The organism is Cellulomonas edaphi, from assembly GCF_030362815.1.
In the GTDB taxonomy this organism is placed as follows: Bacteria; Actinomycetota; Actinomycetes; order Actinomycetales; family Cellulomonadaceae; genus Cellulomonas; species Cellulomonas edaphi.
Map to the genome: position 1 here is coordinate 69,894 of NZ_JAUCGR010000002.1, position 23,999 is coordinate 93,892.

Sequence of the window (23,999 nt, forward strand, 5' to 3'; positions counted from 1 at the left end):
TGTCGGCCAGCGATCAGCGCGCCAGCAGGTCCTCCAGCGCCTCGCGCAGGTCGGGGTGCCGGAACGTGAACCCGGCGTCGGTCAGACGCGTCGAGATCGCGCGGCGTCCGGTCAGCCCGAGGCCGGGATCGGTACGCAGCGCGATGCTGCCCACGCGCACGACCCACTCCGGCGTCGGTGGCGCGGGTGGTCGGTGCACCACGGACCGGAGCGTCGCCATGAGCTCGGCGTTGCGGACGGGCTGCGGCGCGGTGGCGACCAGGACGCCTGACGGGGGCGGGGCCGCGGGGAGGTCGAGATCCGCCGCGTCGTCGCCGAGCGCCCAGTGCGCGATCCGCAGCCAGTCGTCGATGTGGAGCCAGCTGAACCACTGTCGTCCGCTCCCCACCCGGCCGCCCAGACCCCAGCGCGCCAGCCCGGCCAACCGGCCGAGCGCGGGGGTGTCGCGGTCGAGCACGATGCTCGTACGAAGCACCACCTGGCGATCCGCTCGCGCGCCCGCGGAGGCGGCCTCCCATGCCGTCGCCACGCCCGTCATCTGCGGCGGTCCGTCGACAGGGACGGGCGTGTCCTCCGTGACCAGCGTCTCCCTCGCGTCACCGAACAGCGCGAGCGTGCTCGCCTGCAGCCAGACCCCGTCGTCGAGCGCCGGCGGTCGGCACGGCGCCGCCCGGGCCTCCCTTCCGGTCGCAAGCCCACAAGGACTGGCATACGGTCCGAGAACTGCCCCGTTCGATCGGGGCCCTGCGCCCCGGGACAAGAAACGCTGCCGGGTGGTCGCGCAGCGCAGATGCGCTCGACGCCAGCCGACGCCCTCCGCGTCGTTGCAGTGCGCCGTCGCACCACCAGAGCAAGCCCGGGGGCAACGCTGCCCCCCTGACGACCGAGGGAGCATTCATGTACCTGCACGTACAGCGCCTGATCAACGAGATCGCCGCGGACGAGCCGGACCCGGCTGCCGCCAACGCCCTGCAGGAGGGTCTCGGCGGCCAGTTCGGCGAGATGCGCACGATGATGCAGTACCTGTTCCAGAGCATCAACTTCCGCGGCCCGGCCGCCAAGCCGTACCGCGACCTGCTGCAGGGGATCGGCACCGAGGAGATCAGCCACGTCGAGCTGATCGGCACCACCATCGCCCGCCTGCTCGACGGTTCGCCCCGCTACAACGGCAAGAAGACCGACCCGCTCGACGAGCCGGGTTCCGGGGGTGACATCCCGCTGCGGATGGCGCTCGACCAGAGCAACATCCACCACTACCTCGTGGCGTCGCAGGGCGCGCTGCCGGTGGACGCGGCCGGCAACCCGTGGAGCGGCTCGTACGTCTACAACTCGGGCAACCTCGTGCTCGACCTGCTCTACAACCTCATGCTCGAGTCGACCGGCCGGCTGCAGAAGTGCCGGATCTACGAGATGACGGACAACAAGTCGGCGCGGTCGACGATCGCCTACCTCATCGTCCGGGACCAGGCGCACGAGAACGCCTACGCGCGCGCCCTCGAGACGCTCGGCGTGGACTGGGCCAAGGTGCTGCCCATCCCGAAGACCAACGCGGAGAAGTTCCCCGAGGTCAAGAAGCTCGTGGACCTCGGGCTGCAGAGCAAGCAGTACAGCTTCGACCTGACCGCCTCGTCCGAGGCCGGGCGGATCTTCCAGGGCATGTCGCCGTCCAAGGACGGCACGCAGCTCGACGCGAGCGAGCAGGCGCCCGCGGGCGTGCCGTCGACCATCGCCGAGGAGCGGTTCGAGGAGTTCAGCCCCGGCCTGGATCCCGAGCTGCTCGCGCTCATCCAGGCGACGGCCGACATCGAGATGGCCGAGGTGCAGCCCTTGTACGGGCCCATCCCGCCTACCAGCTGACGCGAGCAGACCGGACCGGCCGCCGACGATCGGCGGTCGGTCCGGTCGCCTGCCCCGTCCGCCTCAGAACGGGTGCAAGAGCCGACGCAGGAACTGCCGCGTCCGCTCGTGCTGCGGCTCGCGCAGCAGCTGGTCGGGGCGCCCTCGCTCGACGACAGTCCCGCCGTCGATGAACGCCACCTCGTGCGCGACCTCGCGGGCGAACTGCAGCTCGTGCGTGACGATCACCATCGTCCAGCCCTCGAGCGCCAGCTCCTTGATGAGCCCGAGCACGTCGCCGACGAGCTCGGGGTCCAGGGCGGAGGTCGGCTCGTCGAACAGCAGCAGCCGCGGGCGCAGCGCGAGCGCCCGGACGATGCCGACGCGCTGCTGCTGCCCGCCGGACAGCTCGAACGGGTAGGTGTCGCGCTTGTCGGCGAGCCCCACGCGCTCCAACAGCTCGAGCGCCTCGGCGCGCACCTCCGCCTCCGGTCGGCGCTGGACGACGAGGGGTCCTTCGATGATGTTCTCGATGGCCGTCTTGTGGGGGAACAGGTTGTAGTGCTGGAACACCATGGCCGACTGGTCGCGCAGGCTCGCGAGCTGGGCCTTGGACGGGGTGACGCCGAAGTCGACCGTCGGGGCGCGCCCGATGGTGATCGTCCCGCCGTCGGCGACCTCGAGCCCGTTCAGGCAGCGCAGCGCGGTCGTCTTGCCGGAGCCCGACGGCCCGATGATGGCGAGCACCTGCCCGGCGCTGACGGACAGGTCCACCGAGCGCAGCACCTCGGTGGAGCCGAAGCTCTTGCGCAGCCCGACGACGTCGAGCAGGGGAGTGCCCGCGGGAACGGTGGGTTCAATGGGCGACATACCGGTCCAATCGTGTCTCCAAGGCGCTCTGCAGCGACGAGAGCACCAGGCAGATGAGCCAGTAGATGAGCCCCGCCTCGATGTAGAGCAGCATGAACTCCTGGCTGAACGCCGCGATGCGCTGCGCCTCACGGAACATCTCCGTGACGAGAATGAGCGAGGCGAGCGAGGTGTCCTTGACCAGGCTGATGAACGTGTTGGACAGCGGGGGCACCGACACGCGCGCGGCCTGCGGCAGGATGATCCGCCGCAGCGCCACGGAGCGAGACATGCCGACCATGTAGGCCGCCTCCCACTGGCCCTTGGGCACGGACAGGATCGCGGCACGGATGATCTCGGCCGCGTAGCCGCCGACGTTGATGACGAACGCCAGGATCGCGCTGGGCCACGGAGGGATGACCACTCCGACCGACGGCAGCCCGTAGAAGATCACGAACAGCTGCACCAGCAGCGGGGTGCCGCGCACGACGGAGATGTACGCGCGCGCCACGCCCGAGAGCCACCGGCGGCTGGACAGCCGCATGAGGGCCAGCACCAGCGCGAGCGCGAGTCCGCCGGCGAACGAGATCAGGGCGAGGGGGATGGTCGCGGTGACCGCCGCGACCACCAGCGGGCGCAGCGAGGCGACGAACAGCTCCCACGAGCTCTGGTCCATCAGAGCCGCCCGCCGCGGTGCGCCAAATCAGTGCGTGACGTCTTCACCGAAGTACTTCGTCGAGATCTCCGCGAGGGTGCCGTCCGCCGACAGTTCGGCGAGCGCGTCGTTGACGGCGCCGACGAGCGAGTCGCTCCCCTTCGCGAAGGGGAACGCGCTCTGCGACGTGTCGTCGGTCTCCGCGACCGTCTTGATCCCCGACGCGTTCTCCGTCGTCGTGTAGTCGAGGTAGGTGAGCTTGTCGTTGATCGTCGCGTCCACACGCTTCTGCTCGACGAGCGCGACGGCCTGCGCCCAGCCCTCCACCGCCTCGACGGTCGCGCCGTGCTCCTTGGCCAGGTCGGACCAGACGCTCGTCAGCGACTGCGCCGACGTCTTGCCCTTGAGGTCGTCGAAGGAGGAGATCGACGTGTTGTCGGACCGCACCACCAGGACGCCGGTCGAGACCGTGTACGGCGTGGAGAACGTGTACTTCGCGATGCGCTCGGGCGTGAGGGTGACCTGGTTCGCGATCATGTCGAAGCGGCCCGCATCCAGGCCTGCGAAGATCGCGTCCCACTGCGTCTCCTCGAACTTCACGTCGACGCCGAGCTTCTCGCCGACCGCGCGCGCGATGTCGACGTCGAACCCGGTCAGGTCGCCCGAGCCGCCCTCGTGGAACGAGAACGGACGGTAGGTGCCCTCGGTGGCCACGACGAGGACCCCCGCCTTCTTCACGTCGGCGAGCGAGGTGTCCGCGCCCGGCGTGCCGCTCCCGCTCGTCTCCGACTCGCCCGATCCTCCCGACGAGCAGGCGCCGACCAGCAGGCCCAGGCCGACGAGCATCGCCGCGCCCCTGCGTGCAGTCCTCGATCGCATCGCGCCGTCCTCCGTCCAGTAGCAGTGATGCCAGCCAACTACAGGGACGCGCGGAAGGCGACCGCGGAAGACCCGAGCTGTCGCGAGCCGCGGCCCCTGGACCTCACCACACCGGTTTGGCAGGGTTGCGCACGTGTCCGAGCCGCTGCGCCGTCACCTGTGGTCGGCCAACCTGCGCACGACCCCCGAGGACCACCGGGTCACCACCTTCGAGCTGTTCTTCGACCTCGTCTACGTCTTCGCCTTCACCCAGGTCAGTCATCTGCTCACCGAGACCCAGAGCCCGCGCGGCGTGGTCCAGGCGCTCACCGTGCTGGGCTTCATGTGGTGGACCTGGACGTCGTACAGCTGGCTGGCCAACCAGTCGCCCGCCGACCAGGGTCCGCTGCGGATCGGGATGGGGGTGGCGATGGCCGCCGCGTTCGTGGCGACGCTGGCGATCCCCGAGGCGTTCCACGACCTGCCCGGCGGCCTGTTCGGCCCGATGGTGCTGCTGGTCGCGTACATGGTCGCGCGCGTGGTGCACGGGTTCCTCTACGTCCTGGCGTCCGCCGGTGACCCGGGCCTGCGGCGGCAGCTCGTCCTGACAGCCGCCGTGGCGATCGTCCCCTCCACGGCGCTGCTCGTGGTGGGCGCGGTGGTGGGGGAGCCCGCACAGACCTGGATATGGCTGGCGGCCTTCGCGCTCGACGTGCTGCTCACGCTGCTCACCGGGCGGCACGGGAGCTGGCGGCTGTACTCGCCGACGCACTGGGCGGAGCGGTACGGGCTCGTCGTCATCCTCGCGCTCGGGGAGTCGGTGGTCTCGATCGGCGTGGGCGCCTCGCACCTGCCGGTGAGCTGGCCGGTGATCGCCGGCGCCGTCGTCGCGATCGCGCTCGCGATCCTGCTGTGGTGGATCTACTTCGTGACCGCGGCCCCCCACGCCGAGCACCGGCTGGGCCGGACTGAGCGGCGTCCCGCGGTCCGAGTACGCGACGCTCGCGTACACGTACCTCCACTACGTGCTCATCGCCTCGATCGTCGTCGTCGCCGTCGGTATCGAGGAGGCCATGGCGCACGTCGACTCGCGCGAGGACCTCGGCGGCTTCGGGGCCGCAGCGCTCGCGGTCGGGATCGCCGTGTACCTCGTCGGCGTCACGGTGCTGGTGCGCTCCGCGGGAAGGGGATGGGTGTGGCGGCGGCTGGTCGAGGCGGCACTCCTCGTCGCGCTCGTGCCGGTCCTGGCGGGCATGCCCTCGCTGCGCGCGCTGTCGCTGGTCGTCGGCGTCGCCTACGTCTTCGCCATCGGCGCGCGGGTCGCGGAGCTGCGGCCGCGGCCGGGCGCCTGACCGCTCACCGACCCCGTGCGTTTCTACGACGGGGCGCGGGTCGTGGTGGCGCCGGGTGGCGGGTGCGAGCGGCGCGTGACTCGCGGCCCTACAGCCGCTCGGTCGCGCCGTCGGGGACCGACGCAGGGGAGGCGGGCTCCTGACCGGTGCCGCGCCACGTCTCGAGGACCCGCATCAGGTGGTAGGTCCCCAGGGCGGCGGCGGTGCCGAGCGCGATGCCGCCGAAGACGAGGTCGCCCGGTGCCCACGTGAAGTTGGCGATACCCACGACGAGCGCGACTGCCGCCGTCGTGAGGTTCTTGGGGTCGGAGAAGTCGACGCGGTTCTGGACCCAGATGCGGGCACCGAGGACGCCGATCATCCCGTACAGCACCGTGGTGGCCCCGCCCAGGACGCCTGCGGGGATCGACGCGACGACCTCGCCGAACTTCGGCGACAGCGAGAGCACCAGCGCCGTCGCGGCGGCGACCCAGTACGCCGCAGTCGAGTAGACCTTCGTCGCGGCCATGACACCGATGTTCTCGGCGTACGTGGTGGTGCCCGACCCGCCGCCGAGCCCGGCGAGGGCGGTCGCGATGCCGTCCGACAGCAGAGCGCGGCCGGCCAGCGGGTCGAGGTCGCGACCCGTCATGGCTGCGACCGACTTCACGTGCCCGATGTTCTCGGCGATCAGGACGAGCACAACGGGCACGAACAGGCCGAGGACGGAGACGTGGAACGACGGCCCGACGAAGTCGGGAAAGCCGACCCAGTCGGCCTTGCGGACCCCGTCGAAGCTGACCTCGCCGCGGAGCGTCGCCACGCCGTAGCCGACGAGGACGCCCACCAGGATGGACAGGCGCCCCAGGATGCCGCGGAACAGGACCGTGACCAGGATGATCGCGAGCAGCGTGGCGAGCGCGGTCACGGGAGCGGCGCGGAACCCGTTGGTGCACGACTCGACGATCGCGCCGTCGACGACGTCCTGCTGGCAGGTGCCCCAGGCGGTCGGCGCGAGGTTGAGCCCGATCAGCGCCACGATCGTGCCCGTGACCACCGGCGGCATGAGGGCGTTGATCCACCCCGTTCCCGCCACGTGCACGACGAGCCCGACGACGGCCAGCAGCGCACCGACCACGACGATCCCGCCGAGGGCCGCCGACTGGCCGCCCGAGGCGGTGGCGGCCGCGATCGGCGCGATGAACGCGAACGAGGAGCCGAGGTAGCTCGGGAGCTGGTTCCGGGTGATGAGCAGGAAGACGACCGTGCCGATGGCCGAGAAGAACAGCGTCGTGGCGGGGGAGAACCCCGTCAGCAGCGGCACCAGGAAGGTCGCGCCGAACATGGCGACGACGTGCTGCATGCCGATGCCGATGGTGCGCGGCCAGCTCAGGCGCTCCTCGGGCGCCACCACCTCGCCGGCGGGGATCGTCCGTCCGTTGCCGTGCAGCTTCCATCCGATGCTCATGGGTCGTCCTCGTCGTCGCGGCTCGGGCCAGGGGGCAGCGCGGCGGCGCGGCCAGCGGGACCGTAGCAACTGGGCCCGCCGTCGGACCACCGCAGGGGATCGCGCCGGCATCCCGGTCACCCGAACCAGTGGTGCACGCGGGCCCGCAGCTCCTCGTCGAACCGGTCGTCCGAGTGCCGTTCGCGCAGCCAGCGGGCGAAGCTCCCGCCGGCGCACGCATCCATCGCCCACCGGCACGCCGCCGGCTCGCTCACGGCGCGCAGCAGCATGGCGGTCGCCTCGGCGGTGCTGCGGTACACGAGCGGGTAGTGCTCCGGGAGGATCGCGTGCACCCACGGGCGGTCGGGGAACACCCCCACCGCCCCGGCGACGAGCGCCTCGATGTACTCCAACCCGTACGACTCCTCGGTGGCCGTCGCCAGGAACGCCGTGGTTCGTGCCAGCGCCGCCCAGTAGTCCTCGCGGGTTGCCGTCAGGGGCCCGACCCAGGCCCAGTCGCGGGTCGAGAGCCTCATCGCCCGCTCCGAGACCAGGTGCGAGTCGACCAGCCGCGCCTCGACGCGCAGCGGTGTCCGCCGGGCGACCGCCTCGACGACCTCGACGAAGAGGTCGGGCCGCTTGCGGGCCGACAGCGAGATCGCCGGGTAGAGGACCACCGGGACGTCCGTCTCCTCGCGGGGGTGCCGGTGGTCGAGCCGGATGCCGAGGTTGACCCACGCGATGCGGGCCTTCTCGGCGATCGCGGGGACGGTCCACCGGCCGACGATCTCCCGGACCTCGCGCGCGGTGCGCTCCGAGTTGGCGAACGTGGGGAACAGGGCGCACGACAGGGCGAGCGCGGCGCGGTCCACGTCGTGCTCGAACTGCGAGGTGTTCCACCAGACGAAGTTCATCAGGCGTGGCTCGGGGCACGTGCGGGCCAGGGTGCGCCAGACGCTCACCGAGTCCACGACGTTCATGTTGACGACGACGGTGTCCGTCGCGTCGAGGAACTCGACGGGCAGCATGTCGAAGCCGTCGCAGCGGCGCGGCCCTTCGCCGACCAGGATCGACTGCGGGAACACCCGCAGCAGCCGACGCACAAGGGTCGCACCGGCGTCGTGCCCGGCGACGTGCCCGTCGGGATCGACGAGCACGTCACCGTAGCGGACGGCGATCCTCATGGCACGGGGGCGACCTCGGCCAGCGGCGTCAGGTCCTCCGTCGTACCGGCCGGGTCGTCCAGCGGAGCGTCGTCCAGCTCGGCCGGCTCGTCGTCGGTGAGCGAGGTCTCGATGCGCATGCCGGAGAACGACCGGTGCACGAAGTAGGCGGAGGCGAGGAAGAAGACCACGGCGAGGCCGACGACGAGCCCACCGTGCCCGTCGTCGTTCAGGTTCACGGCGAGGTCGACCGCGAGCAGCCCGAACAGCGTCGTGAACTTGATGACCGGGTTGAGTGCCACCGACGACGTGTCCTTGTACGGGTCGCCGACCGTGTCTCCCACGATCGTCGCGTCGTGCAGCGCGGTGCCCTTGGCGTGCAGGTCGACCTCGACGATCTTCTTCGCGTTGTCCCAGGCCCCGCCCGCGTTGGCCATGAAGATCGCCTGGTAGAGGCCGAAGATCGCGATCGAGACGAGGTAGCCGATGAAGAAGAACGGCTCGACGAAGGCGAACGCGAGGGTCGCGAAGAACAGCCCGAGGAACATCGTGAGCATGCCCTGCTGGGCGTACTGCGTGCAGATCTCGACCACGCGGCGCGAGTCCGCCTCGCTGGCCTTGCTCTGCCCGTCGAGCCGGATGCTCGTGCGGATGAACTCGACCGCGCGGTAGGCGCCCGTCGTCACGGCCTGGATGGATGCGCCGGTGAACCAGAAGATGACGGCACCGCCCGTCACCAGGCCGAGCAGGAACGGCGGGTGCAGGAGCGAGAGGTTCGACACCTGCGTGGTGAGCCCCTCGGTCAGGCCCATGATGATCGAGAAGATCATCGTGGTGGCACCCACCACGGCGGTGCCGATGAGCACCGGCTTGGCGGTCGCCTTGAAGGTGTTGCCCGCCCCGTCGTTCTCCTCGAGCATCTGCTTCGCGCGCGCCCACTGCGGCTCCGACCCCTGCAGCGCGAGCAGCTCCTCGTCGATGCCTTCGACGTCCTCGATCATCGACAGCTCGTACACGCTCTGCGCGTTGTCCGTCACGGGCCCGTAGGAGTCGACGGCGATCGTGACCGGGCCCATGCCGAGGAACCCGAACGCCACGAGGCCGAAGGCGAAGACGGCCGGTGCGACCATGATCTGGTCGAGCCCCTGCTCGGCCACGAGGGCGGCGCCGCCCATGAGCCCGACGATCGCGATGCCCAGCCAGTACGCGGAGAAGTTGCCCGCGACCAGGCCCGACAGGATGTTGAGCGACGGACCGCCCTCGCGCGAGCTTTTGACGACCTCGCGGACGTGCCGGCTGCTCGTCGAGGTGAAGACCTTGACCAGCTCGGGGATGAGAGCACCGGCGAGCGTGCCGAACGCGACGATGGTCGCCAGCTTCCACCACAGCGACGCGGTGGCGCCGGTGCCCAGCACGAGGTACGTGGTGCCGTACGCGGCCACGATGCACACCCCGGACGTGAGCCAGACGAGCGACGTCAGGGGCGCCTCGAAGTCCATCGACTCCGCCTTCGCCCACCGGCGGCGTGCCCAGGTGTCGTTCGCGAGGTACGAGACGCCGGAGGCGACGATCATCACGGCACGCAGCACGAAGAGCCACACGAGCAGGGTCGCCTGGACCCCGGGATCGGAGACGCCCAGCAGGACGAACGTGACCAGGGCGACGCCCGTGACGCCGTACGTCTCGAAGCCGTCGGCGCTGGGGCCCACCGAGTCACCCGCGTTGTCGCCCGTGCAGTCCGCGATGACGCCGGGGTTGCGGGCGTCGTCCTCCTTGATCTTGAAGGCGATCTTCATGAGGTCCGACCCGATGTCGGCGATCTTGGTGAAGATGCCTCCCGCGATGCGCAGGGCCGCCGCGCCCAGTGACTCGCCGATGGCGAACCCGATGAAGCACGCGCCGGCGATGTCCGCAGGCAGCAGCAGGAGGATGACGAGCATCATCAGCAGCTCGACGCTGATCAGCACCATGCCGATCGACATGCCCGACCGCAGCGGGACGCGGTGCAGCGGCAGGGGCCTGCCGCGCAGCGCTGCGTACGCGGTCCGAGAGTTGGCGAATGTGTTGACGCGGATGCCGAACCACGCCACGGAGTACGAGCCCGCCATGCCGATGAGGCTGAACGCGATGACGATCGCCACGCGTCCCCACTCGAAGCCGACGAGCACCTTGTAGTACACGACGATCACGGCGGCGATGAAGGCCCACAGCAGCACCAGGAACTTTCCCTGCTGGAGCAGGTACGCCTTGCACGTCGAGTAGATGAGCTCCGAGACCTCGCGCATCGTCTGGTGCACGGGCATGCGACGTAGCTGCACGAACGACACGAGCCCGAACACCAGGCCCATCAGGCACACGACGAGCCCGAGCGCGAGCAGTCCGCGACCCGAGAACCCGCCGACCGTGGTGACCGCGCCCAGGTCCGGCAGCACCAGGCTCGCCTCGCCCCCGTGGCCGGATCCGGGCGGCGCCGCGCCCGACGGTGTGGCGAGCGCTGACCAGAGCATCGAGGTGGTGTGCACGGGGTCCCCAGGGGTCGTCATCGGTCCTGTCCCTGGGAAACTAGGTGCGCCGCGAGTCGCCCTTCTGTGACCTAAGTCGCAGACGGTCTGGTCACGCGCCGGGCGCTGTGCGCGTCACGCGCCGGGCACCTGGTCCGTCACGTCGTCGTACGTCTTCGGTGCCGGGGCCTCCGCGATCGCGTACGCCAGCCGCAGCACGCCCGTCGGGAACGCCTCGGAGCTCAGCAGGCGCAACGAGACGAGGGTGTCGCCGTCGTCGAACAGGCGCTCGCCCTGCCGAGCGGCCACGGGGTGCACCAGCAGGTGGAGCTCGTCGAGCAGACCCGCGGCGATCAGCTGGCGCACCACCGAGATGGAACCGGCGACGAGGATCTTCCCGTGGGCCGGGTCGTCCTTCAGTGCTCTCACGGCGTCGACCAGCTCGCCCTGGATCGCTTCGGCGTTGCGCCAGCCCAGGTCCTGCGTGCCGCGTGTCGCCACGACCTTGCGCGTGTCTCCGAGCTGCGCCGCGAACGTCGCGTCCTCGCCGCCGGCGGTCTCGCGCTCGGGCCACGCGCCCGCAAAGCTGTCGTAGGTGACGCGGCCGAGCAGCAGCACGTCGGTGCCCTCGTAGTCGTCGGCGACCGCTGCCCCCATGTTCGCGTCGAAGTAGGGGAAGTGCCACGCCGGGTCGATCTCGACGACGCCGTCGAGCGAGATGAACAGGGTCGAGACGATCGTGGCCATCTTCGTCCTCCAAGGGTGTGTGCAGGTGCCGCGGGAGGCGGCCGGTCCCATCCTGCCCGGTTCGTCCCACACGGGTGGCTCGTCCGCGACACGCCCCGTTCGTCGCGTCGCAGGTCAGGGCGCCGTCGCGCGACTCACAGCGAGACGTGCACCGCCGTGCCGCGGGCGTGTGCCTAGTCTGCTCCCTCGCAGCCCCGCGGCGCGGTGGGTCCGTGCCGGACCCCGCGCGGCCGCAGGGCGACGCCGCCAGCCGACGCCAGCCGAGGTACCCACCCGATGTCCCAGCGCCACAGCCCTGCAGCGCGGATCGCGCGCATCGCACGCCGGGCAGTGGCGACCCTCGTGGCGGTCGTCGTCCTCGCCACCGTCGCGGTCGTGACGACGTCGTTCCGTCCCACGCTTCCTGGGCCCGGCTCGGCCAGCGCCGGTGGGGTGAGCCACGACTCCTTCCAGCTGAGCTGGGCCGGTGTGGAACGTGCGGCTGGCTACCGGGTCACGGTGGCTCTGGACCCCGCCTTCGAGCGCGTGGTGTGGCGCAAGGCTCGCACCACGTCGACCTCGCTCGTCGTGGACGGCGCGCCGGTCGCCGAGCACACCACCTACTACGCGCGCGTGAACGCGCTGGACGAGGGCCGCAACGTGAGCCTCGCGTCCCCGACGGTCTCGCTGCGCACGCCGTGGGCGCCGCCGGGTGCCGCGGGCAAGCCGAAGGTGACGCGCAAGGACACCTCGGGCTTCGCCGTCGCGTGGAGGCCGGGCGCGCTCGCCGAGGAGTACCGCACCGTCGTCGCGAGCGATGCCGGGTTCACCAAGGACGTCCAGGAGTCGACGGTGGACAAGCCTGCCCTGAGCGTGAAGGTCCGCGACGGCCGGCGGTACTACGTGCGCGTCACGCCCGTGCGCAAGGGGCTGACCGCGCGCGCGGTCACGACGACCGTCGTGACCCCGCTCAAGCGCCTGGGCGCCCCCGGACGGGTCTTCGCCGAGCCGCTGTCGTCGTCGTCCCTGCGCGTGGCGTGGCCGAAGGCCACCAATGCCACCGGCTACACGGTGCAGCTGCTGCGCAGGCCGGGCGCGAAGCCCACGTGGACGACGACCACCGCGCAGCCGAGCGCGCTGATCGAGCACCTGGTGCCCGCCAAGCACCGGCTGCGGCCCGTGTTCTACGTCAAGGTGGTCGCCAACCGGTACGACCTGCGCACGTCGTCGAGCCGGACGGTCGCCGCCACCCTGCTGCCCGGCAGCACCAAGCGGGCGACGTCGTTCAGGGCGCGGGTCTCGTCGTACAACCTGCTCAAGCCCACCGAGACGGACGCGGAGAGGCGCAGCTGGAAGCGGCGCTACGCGGCGGCGAGCAAGGCCCTGCGCGGCATGGACCTCGTGGGCCTGCAGGAGACGCCGTGGAAGGCGCTGGGTGGGAAGCGGCCCGTGCTGCAGGTCGCCAAGAAGGCGGGGCTGGCCCTGGCGCGCCACCCCCGGACGAAGAAGCCGTGCACCACCCAGAGCGAGCCGATCCTGTACCGGGCCGCGCGCTTCACGGTGGTGCGCTGCGGGTTCCAGAAGCTCGACACGACCGGTCCGAAGAAGTGGGCCACCTGGGCCGTGCTGCGGGAACGGGCGAGCGGGCGCAAGGTCCTGGTCGTCAACGCGCACCTGCTCGCGTACCTGGACTCCTCCTCGACGTCGCACAAGGTGCAGGCCCAGCGCGTACGCCAGGCGCGCCGCCTGGAGGCGACGATCGCGCGGCACAACCGCGCGCACCTGCCCGTCATCGTCGTCGGTGACCTCAACTCCTACCCCAACCGTGCGGAGGTCACGCCCCTCGACGTGCTCGCGCGGGCCGGCCTGGTGAGCGCGGAGCTCGTGGCGGCCAAGCGGTTCGGTGCCGAGTTCGCCTCGTTCCACGGCTTCTCCGCGAGCAGGCTGACCGGCAGGCACCTCGACCACGTGCTCGTGGACCGGCAGTCGGACGTGCTCACCTACCGCGTGCGGCACACCGACGTGCGACGCGCACCCTCGGACCACTTCCAGATCGTCACCACCATCGCCGTCCACTGAGCCCCGGCGTGCGAGGCGCCCGTCCGCGCCTCACGATCGGAGAGGGAGGTGGCGAGATGCCGAAGACGCGCAAGGACGGCGGGGCACGCCAGAGCGAGCTGCCCGCGACGCTCCAGCGGTCTGACGAGAAGGCGCAGCGGACGTACGCGCACGCCTACGACGCGGCGATCGAGCAGTACGACGGTGACGAGGAGGCTGCCCACCGCGTCGCGTTCGCGGCCCTCAAGCACACGCACGAGAAGGTGGGCGACAGCTGGCGGCCCAAGCCGGAGGCCGGTCCGTCGGACGAGCGCGCGGAGGAGGGGTACGGGTCGCACGCCCCGACGGCCGGCGGGGTCGACGCCCGCGCGAGCAAGAGCCACCTTGCCGGGATCGCGCGCGAGCTGGGGATCCGGGGCCGGTCCTCGATGACCAAGGCGGAGCTCGTCGAGGCGATCGACGCGGAGAACCGCCGACTCACCCGTCGCAACGCCTGACCGTTCGCGGCGGCGGCCAGGCGGCCGTCGGGACCTGCCGCGGATCGTGCCCGTCGCCCGCCGGGAAGCTGGTTGACACCAGGCGGAACCGGACCTACGGTGCATCTGCGTGACAGCGTTGTCAACCCGCCGACCGGCGACGACACCGCCACGCGGACCGGTCACCGCCGACCGGTCCTCGGACCGATCTGTGGGGATGCCATGCGCCTGTCCGCCGCCCGCCACTCCGCCCGCACGCGCACCTCGCGCGTGATCGCGGCCGGAGCCTCCCTCGCCCTGGCACTGGTGGTGCTTCCAGCCGCCGGGTCCGCTCAGGCCGCCGAGCCGCCCGGTGACGCGCCGGGGGGCACGTTCTCCACGTCGTTCGAGTCGTCGGACGCGCCGGCTCTCGAGACGCGGCCGTACAGCGACCCGGTGCGCATCGCCGGCAAGGTGTACGGCCCCGGAAGCCTGCTCGGCTCCGTCTCGGCCGTGACGGCGTCCGCCGAGAACGGTCCGGGGGAGCCCGCGGCCGCCGTCGCCGACGCCGTCTCAGGGACCAAGTGGCTGGCGTTCCAGTCGACCGCGTGGCTGCAGTACCAGCTGTCAGCGCCCCAGACGGTCAAGGTGTACTCGCTGACCTCGGCGAACGACGCCCCGGAGCGGGACCCGAAGGCGTGGACGTTGCAGGGATCCGCGGACGGGACCTCGTGGACCACCCTCGACACGCGCACCGGCGTGGACTTCGCCGACCGTGGCACCACGCAGACCTTCACGGTCGCGACGCCCGGCGAGTACCTCTACTACCGCCTCGACATCAGCGCGAACCACAGCGGCGGACTGCTGCAGCTCGCCGACTGGGAGATCCTCGACGGCACCACCAACCCGCCCGCGGCATCGCCGATGATCACCGCCGTCGGCACCGGGCCGGTCAGCGGCCCGACCATCAAGCCCAACGTCGGCTTCACCGGAGCCAAGGCGCTCCGGTACGTGGGCAGCCAGACCGAGGACGGCGACGCGAGCGGCACGAACACCCTCTACGAGGACCTCGACGTCACCATCGGGGCCGACACCGAGCTCGCCTACAAGGTGTTCCCGGTGCTGGACAGCGACCTCGACTACCCGGCCACCTTCGTCGCCGTCGACCTCGAGCTCGCCGACGGCACGCTCATGTCGGCGACACCCGACCTGACCGACCAGTACGGGTTCGGCGCGACCGCCGCGGCCCAGGGCACCCAGAAGGCGCTGTACGCGAACCAGTGGAACTCGGTGCGCGTCAACCTGGGCGAGCTCGCGGGCAAGCACGTCACGAAGGTGCTGCTGACCTACCACCGCCCCGACGGCAAGGCGAAGGCGCGCTTCTCCGGCTGGCTCGACGACGTCTCCCTGCGTCCGGCCGCCGTGGTGGACCCCTCGAGCCTCACGAACTTCGTCGACACCCGGCGCGGGACCAACGCGAACTCCAGCTTCTCGCGCGGCAACAACATCCCCGCGGCGGCGGTCCCCAACGGGTTCAACTTCTACACGCCCATGACGGACGCAGGCTCGCAGAGCTGGCTCTACTCCTACGCGTCGGCGAACAACGCGCAGAACCGGCCCACGCTCAACGGCATCGGCATCTCGCACGAGCCCAGCCCGTGGATGGGTGACCGCAACCAGCTCGCGGTCATGCCGTCGATCAGCACGGCCACCAACCCGGACGGCAGCCTGTCCGGGCGTCGGCTGCCCTTCTCGCACGACGCCGAGATCGCACGACCCGACCTGTACCAGGTGGCGTTCGACAACGGCATCGAGGCAGCGGTCGCCCCGGCCGACCACTCGGCGGTCTACCGCTTCACCTTCCCGGCCGGCGCCTCCGTCGGCTCGGTCATCCTCGACCAGGTGGACGGCAGCTCGAAGCTCTCCGTCGACGGCAGCGCGGTGACGGGCTGGGTGGAGAACGGCAGCGGCCTCTCCGCGGGGCGTACCCGGATGTACGTGCAGGCCGAGTTCTCGCGCACGCCTGCGGCGGTCGTCACCACGGCGAACCGCAGCACGGGCCGTGCGGTGCAGTTCGACACGAGCTCGTCCTCGACCGTCGAGATGCGCATCGCCACGTCGTTCATCTCGGTCGCGCAGGCGAAGGCGAACCTCGACCAGGAGGTCACCGGGAAGTCGTTCGACCAGGTGCGCGGTGCGGCGCAGGACGCGTGGGACGCGCGGCTGGCCGTCATCGACGTGCCGCACGCCACCCAGACGCAGAAGCAGACGCTCTACGCGAACCTGTACCGCCTGAACCTGTACCCGAACTCGCAGTTCGAGAAGACCGGCAAGGGCGCGAAGGGCGGCTTCCAGTACGCGAGCCCGGTGTCGGCCCCGACGGGGTCGGCGACCGACACGGCCACCAACGCGAAGGTCGTCGACGGCAAGATCTACGTCAACAACGGCTTCTGGGACACCTACCGCACGGTGTGGCCCGCGTACTCGTTCCTGTACCCGGACGTGGCCAAGGAGCTCGTGGACGGGTTCGTCCAGCAGTACCGCGACGGCGGCTGGATCGCCCGCTGGTCCTCGCCGGGCTACGCCGACCTCATGACGGGCACCAGCTCGGACGCGTCGTTCGCCGAGGCGTACGTCTCGGGTGCGCTGCCCAACGAGCTCGCGCTCGAGGCGTACGACGCCGCCGTGAAGAACGCGACGGTGCTGCCCACCAGCAACGCCGTCGGCCGCAAGGGCCTCGACACCTCGCCGTTCCTCGGCTACACCTCGACGGCCACGGGCGAGAGCGTCTCGTGGGGCCTCGAGGGCTACATCAACGACTACGCGATCGGTCAGATGGGCGCCAGGCTCGCGGCCGACCCCGCCACCCCGGCGGCGCGTGTCACCGAGATCAGGAACTCCTCGTCCTACCTGCTGAAGCGGGCCGAGGACTACGTCAACATGTTCGACCCGGCCGTGGACTTCTTCCAGGGCAAGACCCCCGAGGGCGACTTCGCCAAGGACCCCGAGGACTTCGACCCGACGGACTGGGGCGGGGACTACACGGAGACGAACGGGTGGAACTTCGCGTTCCACACGCCGTACGACGTCAGCGGGCTGGCCGCGCTCTACGGCGGCACCGACAAGCTCGTCGACAAGCTGGACACCTTCTTCTCGACCCCCGAGAAGGGCTCCTACGGCATCCACGAGGCCAAGGAGGCCCGGGACGTCCGGATGGGTCAGTTCGGGATGAGCAACCAGGTCTCGCACCACATCCCGTACATCTACGCCGCGGCCGGTGCACCGAGCGGCACGCAGCGCACGGTCCGCGAGGTGCTGCAGCGCCTGTTCGTCGGCTCCGAGATCGGCCAGGGCTACCCGGGCGACGAGGACAACGGCGAGATGTCGTCGTGGTACCTGTTCTCGGCGCTGGGCTTCTACCCGCTGTCGCTGGCCTCCGGCCAGTACACCGTCGGCTCGCCGCTGTTCGACAAGGTGGTCGTCGACCGCCGTGACCACGGCACGCTCACCATCGACGCGCCGGACAACTCGGCGAAGAACGTCTACGTGTCCTCGCTCGCGCTGGACGGCACCGCGATCGACGTGCCGACGGTCGAGCAGTCCGCGATCCTCTCGGGCGACCACACCCTGACGTTCGGCATGGCCGCGACCCCGCAGACGTGGGGCAGCGGCCACACCACCGCGCAGGAGCGCACGCCGTACATCGACGCCGCGAAGCCGGACTTCGGCTCCGTCGCCGCCGACGACCAGACCGACCTGGCGCTGCTCGTCGACGACAACTCGCGCACCTCGGTGGCGCTGCCCGCCGCGGACGCCAACGTCACGTGGACGTCCACCACCGGTCCGGTGGCGGTCGCCTCGTACACGCTCACCAACGGCGCGAGCGGCGCTGCACCGACCGCGTGGACCCTGCAGGGGTCGAACGACGGCCGGCACTGGACGACGCTCGACACGCGCTCGGGGCAGAAGTTCGCGTGGGCCACGCAGACCCGCTCGTTCCCCCTCGAGACGCCCAGCCTGTACACGCGCTACCGGCTGCACGTCACGGCGACGACCACCGGGGCTCCGGCCACGCTCGCCGAGGTCGAGCTGCTGGACGACACCCTGGTGCAGGGCTCCGACCTGGAGATCTACCCGTCCAAGCCGCTGACTACGACGGTCGGCACCGAGGTCAAGGCGGCCTGGGCGATCGTCCGCGGCGGCCCGGCGGCCACCACGGAGTACGACGCCCAGGTCGACTTCCTGGACGGCACCGGCGACCACGAGGCGACGGTGAGCCGGGCGAAGCTGGGCGGTGTCCAGATCACCCTGCCGCACGCCTTCGCGGACCCGGGCACGTACCCGGTGCGGGTCACGGTCACCACGACGGTCGACGGCAACCCCGTCGTCGTCTCGGGCCTGACCAGTGTCGCGGTCACGCGCGACGCGACCTTCGTGGGTGCCTTCGACAACGCCTGCCTGACCGTGCCCGGCGTCGCCGCCAACTGCGACGGCAACGGCTACGGCCTGTCCAAGACGCTGCTGGCCGCCCAGGGCTTCACGCAGGGCGAGACCGGCACGGTGCCGGGGACGGACCTGACGTTCGACCTGCCCACCATCCCGAGCGGCGAGCCGGACAACGCCACCGCGCACGGCCAGCGGGTGCGGCTGAACGTCGGCGAGGGCGCCACGCAGCTGTCGCTGGTGGGAACGGCCAACGAGTCCCAGCAGAGCGGCACGGCGGTGATCACCTACTCGGACGGCAGCACGCAGGACGTGCCCGTGACGTTCGGTGACTGGGTGGGCGCGGCGTCCAACCCGGCCCCCGGGAGCACCGTCGTCGCGGCCATCCAGGGCCGTCTGGCGGGGACCAGTGGCTCGGACAACCTCAAGACGGCCATCTTCGCGACCACCCCGGTGGAGCTGAAGACGGGTGTCACCGCCGAGTGGCTGACCCTGCCCGACCTCGACCAGCCGGTCGGTGACGGCCAGCTGCACTTCTTCGCCATCGCGACGGACGGCACGCGCGCCGCGGTCGCACCCCTGAAGGCGACGTCGCTCGACGTGGCCGACCAGGTGGCGGGCGTGTCCAAGAAGCTCGCGCTCGCGACCGTCAGCGGCGGCCAGCCGGCCGGCGACTACACGGCCACCGTCAACTGGGGTGACCAGAGCCCGGTGGACAAGGTCACCGTCACGGACGGCACGGTGCGTGCGTCCCACGCGTTCCCGGCCGTCGGGGACTACACGGTGGTCGTCACGGCGGACGACGGCGTCACGAGCGCCGCCGCCAGGACGACCGTGCACGTCGAGCCGTCGGTCTACTCGCCGACGCTCAGCGTCGCTCCCGACGCGGTCGCCCCCGGCGGCACCATCGGGGTGGCCGGCGCCGGCTTCGCGCGGGGCGAGCAGGTCGAGGTCGCGTTCGCGAGCGACCCGCCCGTCACGCGGACGGTCACGGCGTCGGCGTCGGGAACCATCAGCACGTCGCTGACGATCCCGTCCGACCTGCTGGACGGGACGTACCCGATCACGGCCCTCGGCGAGAAGTCCCGGACCGTGGCCGAGGCCAGCGTGGCCGTGGTGCGGCCCGTCGTCACGACGAAGCTGCGCCTCGCGGCCTCGGCGTCGACGATCGCCGTGGGCTCGCGGGTCACCCTGACCGCGACCATCAACGAGGGGGCGAGCGGGGCCGTCCAGTTCTTCGACGGCACGACGTCGCTCGGGATGAGCCCGATCGTCGGCGGCGAGGCTCAGCTCCAGACCGACGGGCTCGCGGTGGGCACCCACAGCCTCACCGCGAGGTACGTGGGCGACGCGGGGCACACGGCGGCCGTGAGCGCCGCAGTGACCGTCAAGGTCACCAAGGTGGCGGTCACGCTCTCGGCGCCGTCCCTCTCGCGGACCTCGAAGGTCTACGGCTCCTCGACGGTCGTGACCGTCGCGACCACCGTGACGGGGGCGACGACCGGCCGGGTCACGTTCCGCAACGGGTCGACCGTCCTGGGCACCGCCGCCATCGGCAAGGCCGGCTCGCACTACGCGGCGACGCTCACGCTGCCGCGCACCCTGTCGGCGGGTCGGTACGCGAGCATCACGGCGTCGCTGCCCGCGACGGCCACCACCGCGGCAGCCGTCTCGCCGACGGCGCCGAAGGTGCTCACGGTGAGCAAGGCGGTGCCGTCGTCGGTCTCGGCGAGTGGCAGTGCGTTCGCCCGCGGGACGCGTCCGGTGGTGAAGGTCTCCGTCGGCAAGCTCACCAACGGGCAGTGGGCCACGGGCAAGGTCGAGATCCGGGTGGACGGTGCCCGGGTCACGACCGTGCGCCTCGCCTCGACGTCCGCGCACGGCAAGGTGACGGTGACGCTGCCCTCGCGGTACTCGTCGTCGATCCGGGTCAAGGCGACGTACGTGCCGACCGACACCCGCAACCTCGGGCCGGCGTCGTCGCCGACCGTGACGGTCAAGGTCAAGCGGTAGCGCGCTGTGGTGGGCCGGGCCCACCGGCCCGTCCCACCGCGTCGTGCTCAGCGATCGACGAGTGCCGGGTGGCGCGGGTCGTCGACGCGCACCACGACGTCGGCGGCCAGCGTCGGCGTCGCGCGGCTCTCGTAGAGGTCGAACGCCTCGAGGGTCCAGGCGCTCTCGGGCGGCGTCCGGCGCACGAGCGTCGCGGGTCGGACCGCCAGGTGCACGCTGAGATCGAACGGCAGGCCGCGACCCAGCAGCATCGACCCGTCCACGACGACCACCGCCCCCGCGGGGGCCTGCTCGTAGGGCGCGCGGGTCGCTCGGTCTCGTTCGGCGTCCCACAGGCTCGGGAGGTACCGGCCCGAACCGCCGACCCCGAACGGTGCGAGCACCTCGCGGACGAGCGCGCCCTCGTCCAGCCAGTCCTCGAGGTAGGAGATCGCGTCGTGGCGACCGTGCTCGAGCCGGATCGACGCCGGTCGCCAGAAGCTGTCGGCGGAGACGCGAGCCACGTCTCGGCCGGCCGCGCGCAGCGGGGCGACCAGCGCGTCGGCGAGGTCCGCCGGCGCGGTGGCCGGTGCGCCGTCCACCACCACCCGGACCCGCTCCGCCGCGGGCCGGGCGGCGACGCGCTCCACGAGCGCGCTGACGAGCGCGGGCATCGTCGTCGGCGTCACGGGCATCGGGCCAGTGTGCCCGGCCGCGGGGTCGCGCGGGGTCCTGCGCGGGGCGGACGTGCGGCGTCCCGCGCGGAGCGGACCTGCGAGGAGGGCCGGCCCTGGTGCGGGCCGGCCCTCCTGGTGCTGCGGCGCTCAGCCCGAGTACACCTCCAGCTCGGACAGCTGGCCCGCGGGCCAGCCCGTGTTGCCGGTGAACGACAGTCGCACGTACCGCCTCGACGACGGCGTGACGGCGATGGTCACCGTGTTGCCGGACGCCGGGTTGAAGGCGTAGCCCGCTGACGCCTTGAGGGTCGACCACGAGGCGTTGTCGGTGCTTCCGAGCACGGACAGCGTCTGCGTCCTGGTCGCCCACGCGGCGGCCGGAGGCAGCTTGAGCACCACGCGCCCCACGGTCTGCGAGGAGCCCAGGTCGACCGTCAGCGTCTGCGGGAACGCGTTGTGGGGGCTCTCCCAGTACGTGCCGGCGTTGCCGTCGACCACGTTGCCCGGTACGTAGACGTCCGCGTTCGCTCCGCTGACCGCCTTGCCCGCGGCGAGGTTGACGGTCGTCGGAGGCGTGGTCGGGGTCGGTGTGGGCGTCGGGGTGGGCGTGGGCGTCGGGCTCGGCGATGCTCCCGTGCCGTACACCTCGAGCGACGAGACCTGCGCGGCGGGCCATCCGGAGTTGGCGCTGACCGTGACGCGCACGTACCGGGCGGTGCCGCTGACCGGGATGCTCACGCGGTTCCCCGCCGCCGGGTCGAACGAGTACGACGCCGAGGGCGCCAGCGTGCTCCACGACGAGCCGTCCGCGGAGCCGGCCAGCGTGAGCGTCTGGTTGCGCTGGCCCCAGGAGGAGGGCAGCGCCAGCTCGACGCGCTGGACGGCCGTGGCCGCGCACAGGTCGACGGTCAACGACTGCGGGAACGCGTTGTTGGCGCTCTCCCAGTACGTGCCGGCGTTGCCGTCGACCGCGTTGCCCGGGGCGTAGGACTGGTTGGTGCTGGTGGAGGTCGCCGCCTTGCCGCGCGCCAGGTCACCCGTGCCGGCGTTGCACGCCGGTGGCTGGGTGGGGGAGGTGGTGGGCGTCGGCGACTGCGTGGGCGAGGACGTCGGGCTGCCTGTCGGGTTGGTCACGCCGCCCGGGTAGACCGGCGTCGGCCACGGCCCGCAGTAGGGCGGGTTGGCGTAGAACCCCGAGTTGCCGCTGCCCACCAGGTTGATCCCCGTGTTCACCGAGCCCTGGCAGCTGTACAGCGGGTTGCTGTAGCCGATGTTCCTCGCCACCACGTTCTCGAAGTTGGCGACGAAGGCGGCCTGGGCCTGGATGGCGAACGTCCCGGCGCCGTCGATGGTCACGTTCTTGAAGTTGACCGTCTTGGTCGAGCCCTCGATGAACATGATCGCGGCGTAGGAGCTGTCCAGGATGTTGGCGTCGGTGACGTTGATGGTCGCGTTCATCGGCTCGTTCAGTGCCGAGAACCACAGCGCGCCCACCCCGAACTGCCAGTTGTAGTCGGAGTTGCCCGCGCGGATGAACGTGTCCCGCGCCACCGTGATGGTCCCGCCGATCGCCGCGGCGCCCTGCACACCGGGGTAGCGGTTGGCGATGTGGATCCCGCCTCCGTTGCTGATGGTGTCCGCCACGACGTTGTCGCTCACCGTGATGTTGGTGCCGCCGTAGATGGCGATGTTGTTGGCGAGGATCGGCAGGATCACGGTGTTGAAGGTGAACGAGTTGTCGTGCTCGGCCGTCTCAGCCCACTCGGCGATCCCGTCGTCACCTGTGTTGCGGATGAAGTTGTTCGTGGCCACCGAGTTCGTCACGCCCTGGTGGAAGTTGATGCCGTCGGCGGTCTGGTCGAGGATCCGGCTGTTCTTGATGGTGAGCCGGTCCATCGGGCCGTCCATCCAGGCCCCCACCTTGGTGTGCTGCATCCACACCGAGTCGATCGTCGAGCTGCTCATGGCGCCGCCGAACGCGTTGACCTGGTCGTTGTCGTTGCGCTCCTTGACCTCGCCGAGGACCGCGAGGTTGCTCACGGTCACGTTGGTGCTCGGGCCGCCCTGGTTCACGTACTTGCCGTAGATGCCGACGCCCGCACCCGTGAGCTCGGAGTACCACTGCCCGGCGCCGGTCAGCGTCACCTTGTCGACGATGACGTGGCTGGTCACCTTGAAGCGCCCCGCCGGGACGTACACGGTCCGGCCCTGCGCTGAGCCGGCGTTGACGGCGTTCTGGATGGCCTGGGTGGCGTCGGCCGCACCCGTGGGATCGGCACCGAAGTCGGTCACCACGTTGATGGACCCCGCGGGCTGCGCGATGGGAGCCGCGACCTGCTCGAAGTCGGCCAGGTCGACGGTGAACGTGGGGGACTGGGCGGTCGAGGAGACCTGGAAGCGCACCTTGGTCCCCGCGGCGAGCGTCGAGCCGAACATCATCCGCGTCTCGTCGTAGAAGTGGTGCGGGAAGGTGTCGCCCGGGTTGTTGTTGAACGGGTAGCCGCCGTAGTACCAGCCGTAGCGGGACGTGACGGGCAGGTCCTTGACCTTCGTCCCGTCGACCAGGACCGCAGCGGTGGCGTCCCGGCCCGTGCCGGCCGGGCTGTCAGGCAGCGAGTAGCGGAACACCGCGGAGTTGGCCGGCTTGGTCAGCGTGAACTCGACGTACTCGCCCACCGCGTCCAGCGTCACCGCGCGCCTGCCCGAGGCCTCGGACGGCAGCGTGCCGTACAGCCGGTTGGGACCGATGAGCGTGCCGTTGGTGACGGCGTCCTCGGCCTCCTGCTCGACGAACGGCACGGTCGCGCCCCGGCCGGGGATGCCGACCGGTGACAACGACAGCGGGGCGGCCGCCGAGGCGGTGGTCGCGCCCGAGGTGACGGCGACCAGCGCCGATGCGACGACGGCTGCGGCGGCGACCCCGGCGGCGAGCCTGCGCAGCCCGCGAGTGCCCTGGCCGGGAACGACGGTGGTGGTGCGGGGGATGGGACCGTGACGGCTCACGATGC

The 23,999-nt window shown here is 71.2% G+C and carries 15 protein-coding genes and 1 pseudogene; 6 read left to right on the top strand and 10 right to left on the bottom strand.

Annotated features, from left to right (window positions below; translation table 11 throughout):
* Positions 1 to 13 precede the first annotated feature (13 nt).
* Positions 14 to 529 (bottom strand): DUF1731 domain-containing protein, encoded by a 516-nt coding sequence (locus QRT05_RS06560; protein ID WP_289446213.1) that lies wholly within the window; start codon positions 527 to 529, stop codon positions 14 to 16.
* A gap of 368 nt (positions 530 to 897) precedes the next feature.
* Here QRT05_RS06560 and QRT05_RS06565 point away from each other — a divergent pair, with 368 nt between their 5' ends.
* On the top strand, positions 898 to 1,857 hold the full coding sequence (locus QRT05_RS06565; RefSeq protein ID WP_289446215.1) for a manganese catalase family protein: 960 nt from the start codon (positions 898 to 900) through the stop codon (positions 1,855 to 1,857).
* 63 nt (positions 1,858 to 1,920) lie between these two features.
* Here QRT05_RS06565 and QRT05_RS06570 read toward each other — a convergent pair whose 3' ends face one another.
* From QRT05_RS06570 to QRT05_RS06580, 3 genes are read right to left on the bottom strand one after another with little or no spacing between them, the layout of a single operon-like run.
* A complete protein-coding gene (locus QRT05_RS06570) occupies positions 1,921 to 2,706 on the bottom strand; it encodes an amino acid ABC transporter ATP-binding protein (RefSeq protein ID WP_289446217.1) in 786 nt (261 codons plus the stop codon).
* Entirely contained in the window at positions 2,693 to 3,361 is a 669-nt protein-coding gene (locus QRT05_RS06575; protein ID WP_289446219.1) for an amino acid ABC transporter permease, read from the bottom strand. Before QRT05_RS06575 ends, QRT05_RS06570 begins: the two co-directional genes overlap by 14 nt.
* Before the next feature lie 27 nt (positions 3,362 to 3,388).
* Positions 3,389 to 4,219, bottom strand: a complete 831-nt coding sequence (locus tag QRT05_RS06580; RefSeq protein ID WP_289446222.1) for an amino acid ABC transporter substrate-binding protein — start codon at positions 4,217 to 4,219, stop codon at positions 3,389 to 3,391.
* 133 nt (positions 4,220 to 4,352) lie between these two features.
* On the opposite strand from QRT05_RS06580, the pseudogene QRT05_RS15545 reads away from it, so the two are divergent.
* Both QRT05_RS15545 and QRT05_RS06590 read left to right on the top strand, forming a co-directional pair.
* Positions 4,353 to 5,117, top strand: a pseudogene (locus tag QRT05_RS15545) (low temperature requirement protein A); the annotation flags it as partial.
* A gap of 49 nt (positions 5,118 to 5,166) precedes the next feature.
* A complete protein-coding gene (locus QRT05_RS06590; RefSeq protein WP_289447368.1) occupies positions 5,167 to 5,550 on the top strand; it encodes a low temperature requirement protein A in 384 nt (127 codons plus the stop codon).
* An 88-nt stretch (positions 5,551 to 5,638) separates the two neighbouring features.
* Here the strand turns inward: QRT05_RS06590 and QRT05_RS06595 are convergent, their stop codons facing one another.
* From QRT05_RS06595 to QRT05_RS06610, 4 genes are all read right to left on the bottom strand, one after another.
* Entirely contained in the window at positions 5,639 to 6,997 is a 1,359-nt protein-coding gene (locus QRT05_RS06595; RefSeq protein ID WP_289446225.1) for a uracil-xanthine permease family protein, read from the bottom strand.
* Positions 6,998 to 7,113: 116 nt separating this feature from the next.
* A complete protein-coding gene (locus QRT05_RS06600) occupies positions 7,114 to 8,160 on the bottom strand; it encodes a glycosyltransferase family protein (protein ID WP_289446226.1) in 1,047 nt (348 codons plus the stop codon).
* Positions 8,157 to 10,646, bottom strand: a complete 2,490-nt coding sequence (locus QRT05_RS06605; RefSeq protein WP_289447369.1) for a sodium-translocating pyrophosphatase — start codon at positions 10,644 to 10,646, stop codon at positions 8,157 to 8,159. The genes QRT05_RS06600 and QRT05_RS06605 overlap by 4 nt, the downstream gene beginning before the upstream one ends.
* A gap of 129 nt (positions 10,647 to 10,775) precedes the next feature.
* Positions 10,776 to 11,387: a dihydrofolate reductase family protein gene (locus QRT05_RS06610; protein ID WP_289446227.1), complete on the bottom strand. Its 612-nt coding sequence runs from the start codon at positions 11,385 to 11,387 to the stop codon at positions 10,776 to 10,778.
* Between the two features lie 276 nt (positions 11,388 to 11,663).
* Here QRT05_RS06610 and QRT05_RS06615 point away from each other — a divergent pair, with 276 nt between their 5' ends.
* The 3 genes from QRT05_RS06615 (at position 11,664) to QRT05_RS06625 (ending at position 20,335) form a co-directional block, all read left to right on the top strand.
* Positions 11,664 to 13,445 (top strand): endonuclease/exonuclease/phosphatase family protein, encoded by a 1,782-nt coding sequence (locus QRT05_RS06615; protein ID WP_289446229.1) that lies wholly within the window; start codon positions 11,664 to 11,666, stop codon positions 13,443 to 13,445.
* A 56-nt stretch (positions 13,446 to 13,501) separates the two neighbouring features.
* Entirely contained in the window at positions 13,502 to 13,921 is a 420-nt protein-coding gene (locus QRT05_RS06620) for a ChaB family protein (RefSeq protein WP_289446231.1), read from the top strand.
* A 201-nt stretch (positions 13,922 to 14,122) separates the two neighbouring features.
* Complete coding sequence (locus tag QRT05_RS06625; protein ID WP_289446233.1) at positions 14,123 to 20,335, top strand: GH92 family glycosyl hydrolase; 6,213 nt, start codon at positions 14,123 to 14,125, stop codon at positions 20,333 to 20,335.
* A 47-nt stretch (positions 20,336 to 20,382) separates the two neighbouring features.
* Here QRT05_RS06625 and QRT05_RS06630 read toward each other — a convergent pair whose 3' ends face one another.
* Positions 20,383 to 21,009, bottom strand: a complete 627-nt coding sequence (locus QRT05_RS06630) for a nucleoside/nucleotide kinase family protein (RefSeq protein WP_289446235.1) — start codon at positions 21,007 to 21,009, stop codon at positions 20,383 to 20,385.
* 129 nt (positions 21,010 to 21,138) lie between these two features.
* Positions 21,139 to 23,994 (bottom strand): galactose-binding domain-containing protein, encoded by a 2,856-nt coding sequence (locus QRT05_RS06635; RefSeq protein ID WP_289446237.1) that lies wholly within the window; start codon positions 23,992 to 23,994, stop codon positions 21,139 to 21,141.
* Positions 23,995 to 23,999: the final 5 nt, after the last annotated feature.

Bases quoted from the DNA above. Each gene is read 5' to 3' on its own strand.
- QRT05_RS06615 (WP_289446229.1), top strand. From the start codon at position 11,664: ATGTCCCAGCGCCACAGCCCTGCAGCGCGGATCGCGCGCATCGCACGC.
- QRT05_RS06620 (WP_289446231.1), top strand. From the start codon at position 13,502: ATGCCGAAGACGCGCAAGGACGGCGGGGCACGCCAGAGCGAGCTGCCC.
- QRT05_RS06605 (WP_289447369.1), bottom strand. From the start codon at position 10,646: ATGCTCTGGTCAGCGCTCGCCACACCGTCGGGCGCGGCGCCGCCCGGA.
- QRT05_RS06595 (WP_289446225.1), bottom strand. From the start codon at position 6,997: ATGAGCATCGGATGGAAGCTGCACGGCAACGGACGGACGATCCCCGCC.
- QRT05_RS06575 (WP_289446219.1), bottom strand. From the start codon at position 3,361: ATGGACCAGAGCTCGTGGGAGCTGTTCGTCGCCTCGCTGCGCCCGCTG.
- QRT05_RS06610 (WP_289446227.1), bottom strand. From the start codon at position 11,387: ATGGCCACGATCGTCTCGACCCTGTTCATCTCGCTCGACGGCGTCGTC.
- QRT05_RS06570 (WP_289446217.1), bottom strand. From the start codon at position 2,706: ATGTCGCCCATTGAACCCACCGTTCCCGCGGGCACTCCCCTGCTCGAC.
- QRT05_RS06600 (WP_289446226.1), bottom strand. From the start codon at position 8,160: ATGAGGATCGCCGTCCGCTACGGTGACGTGCTCGTCGATCCCGACGGG.
- QRT05_RS06580 (WP_289446222.1), bottom strand. From the start codon at position 4,219: ATGCGATCGAGGACTGCACGCAGGGGCGCGGCGATGCTCGTCGGCCTG.
- QRT05_RS06630 (WP_289446235.1), bottom strand. From the start codon at position 21,009: ATGCCCGTGACGCCGACGACGATGCCCGCGCTCGTCAGCGCGCTCGTG.
- QRT05_RS06565 (WP_289446215.1), top strand. From the start codon at position 898: ATGTACCTGCACGTACAGCGCCTGATCAACGAGATCGCCGCGGACGAG.
- QRT05_RS06625 (WP_289446233.1), top strand. From the start codon at position 14,123: ATGCGCCTGTCCGCCGCCCGCCACTCCGCCCGCACGCGCACCTCGCGC.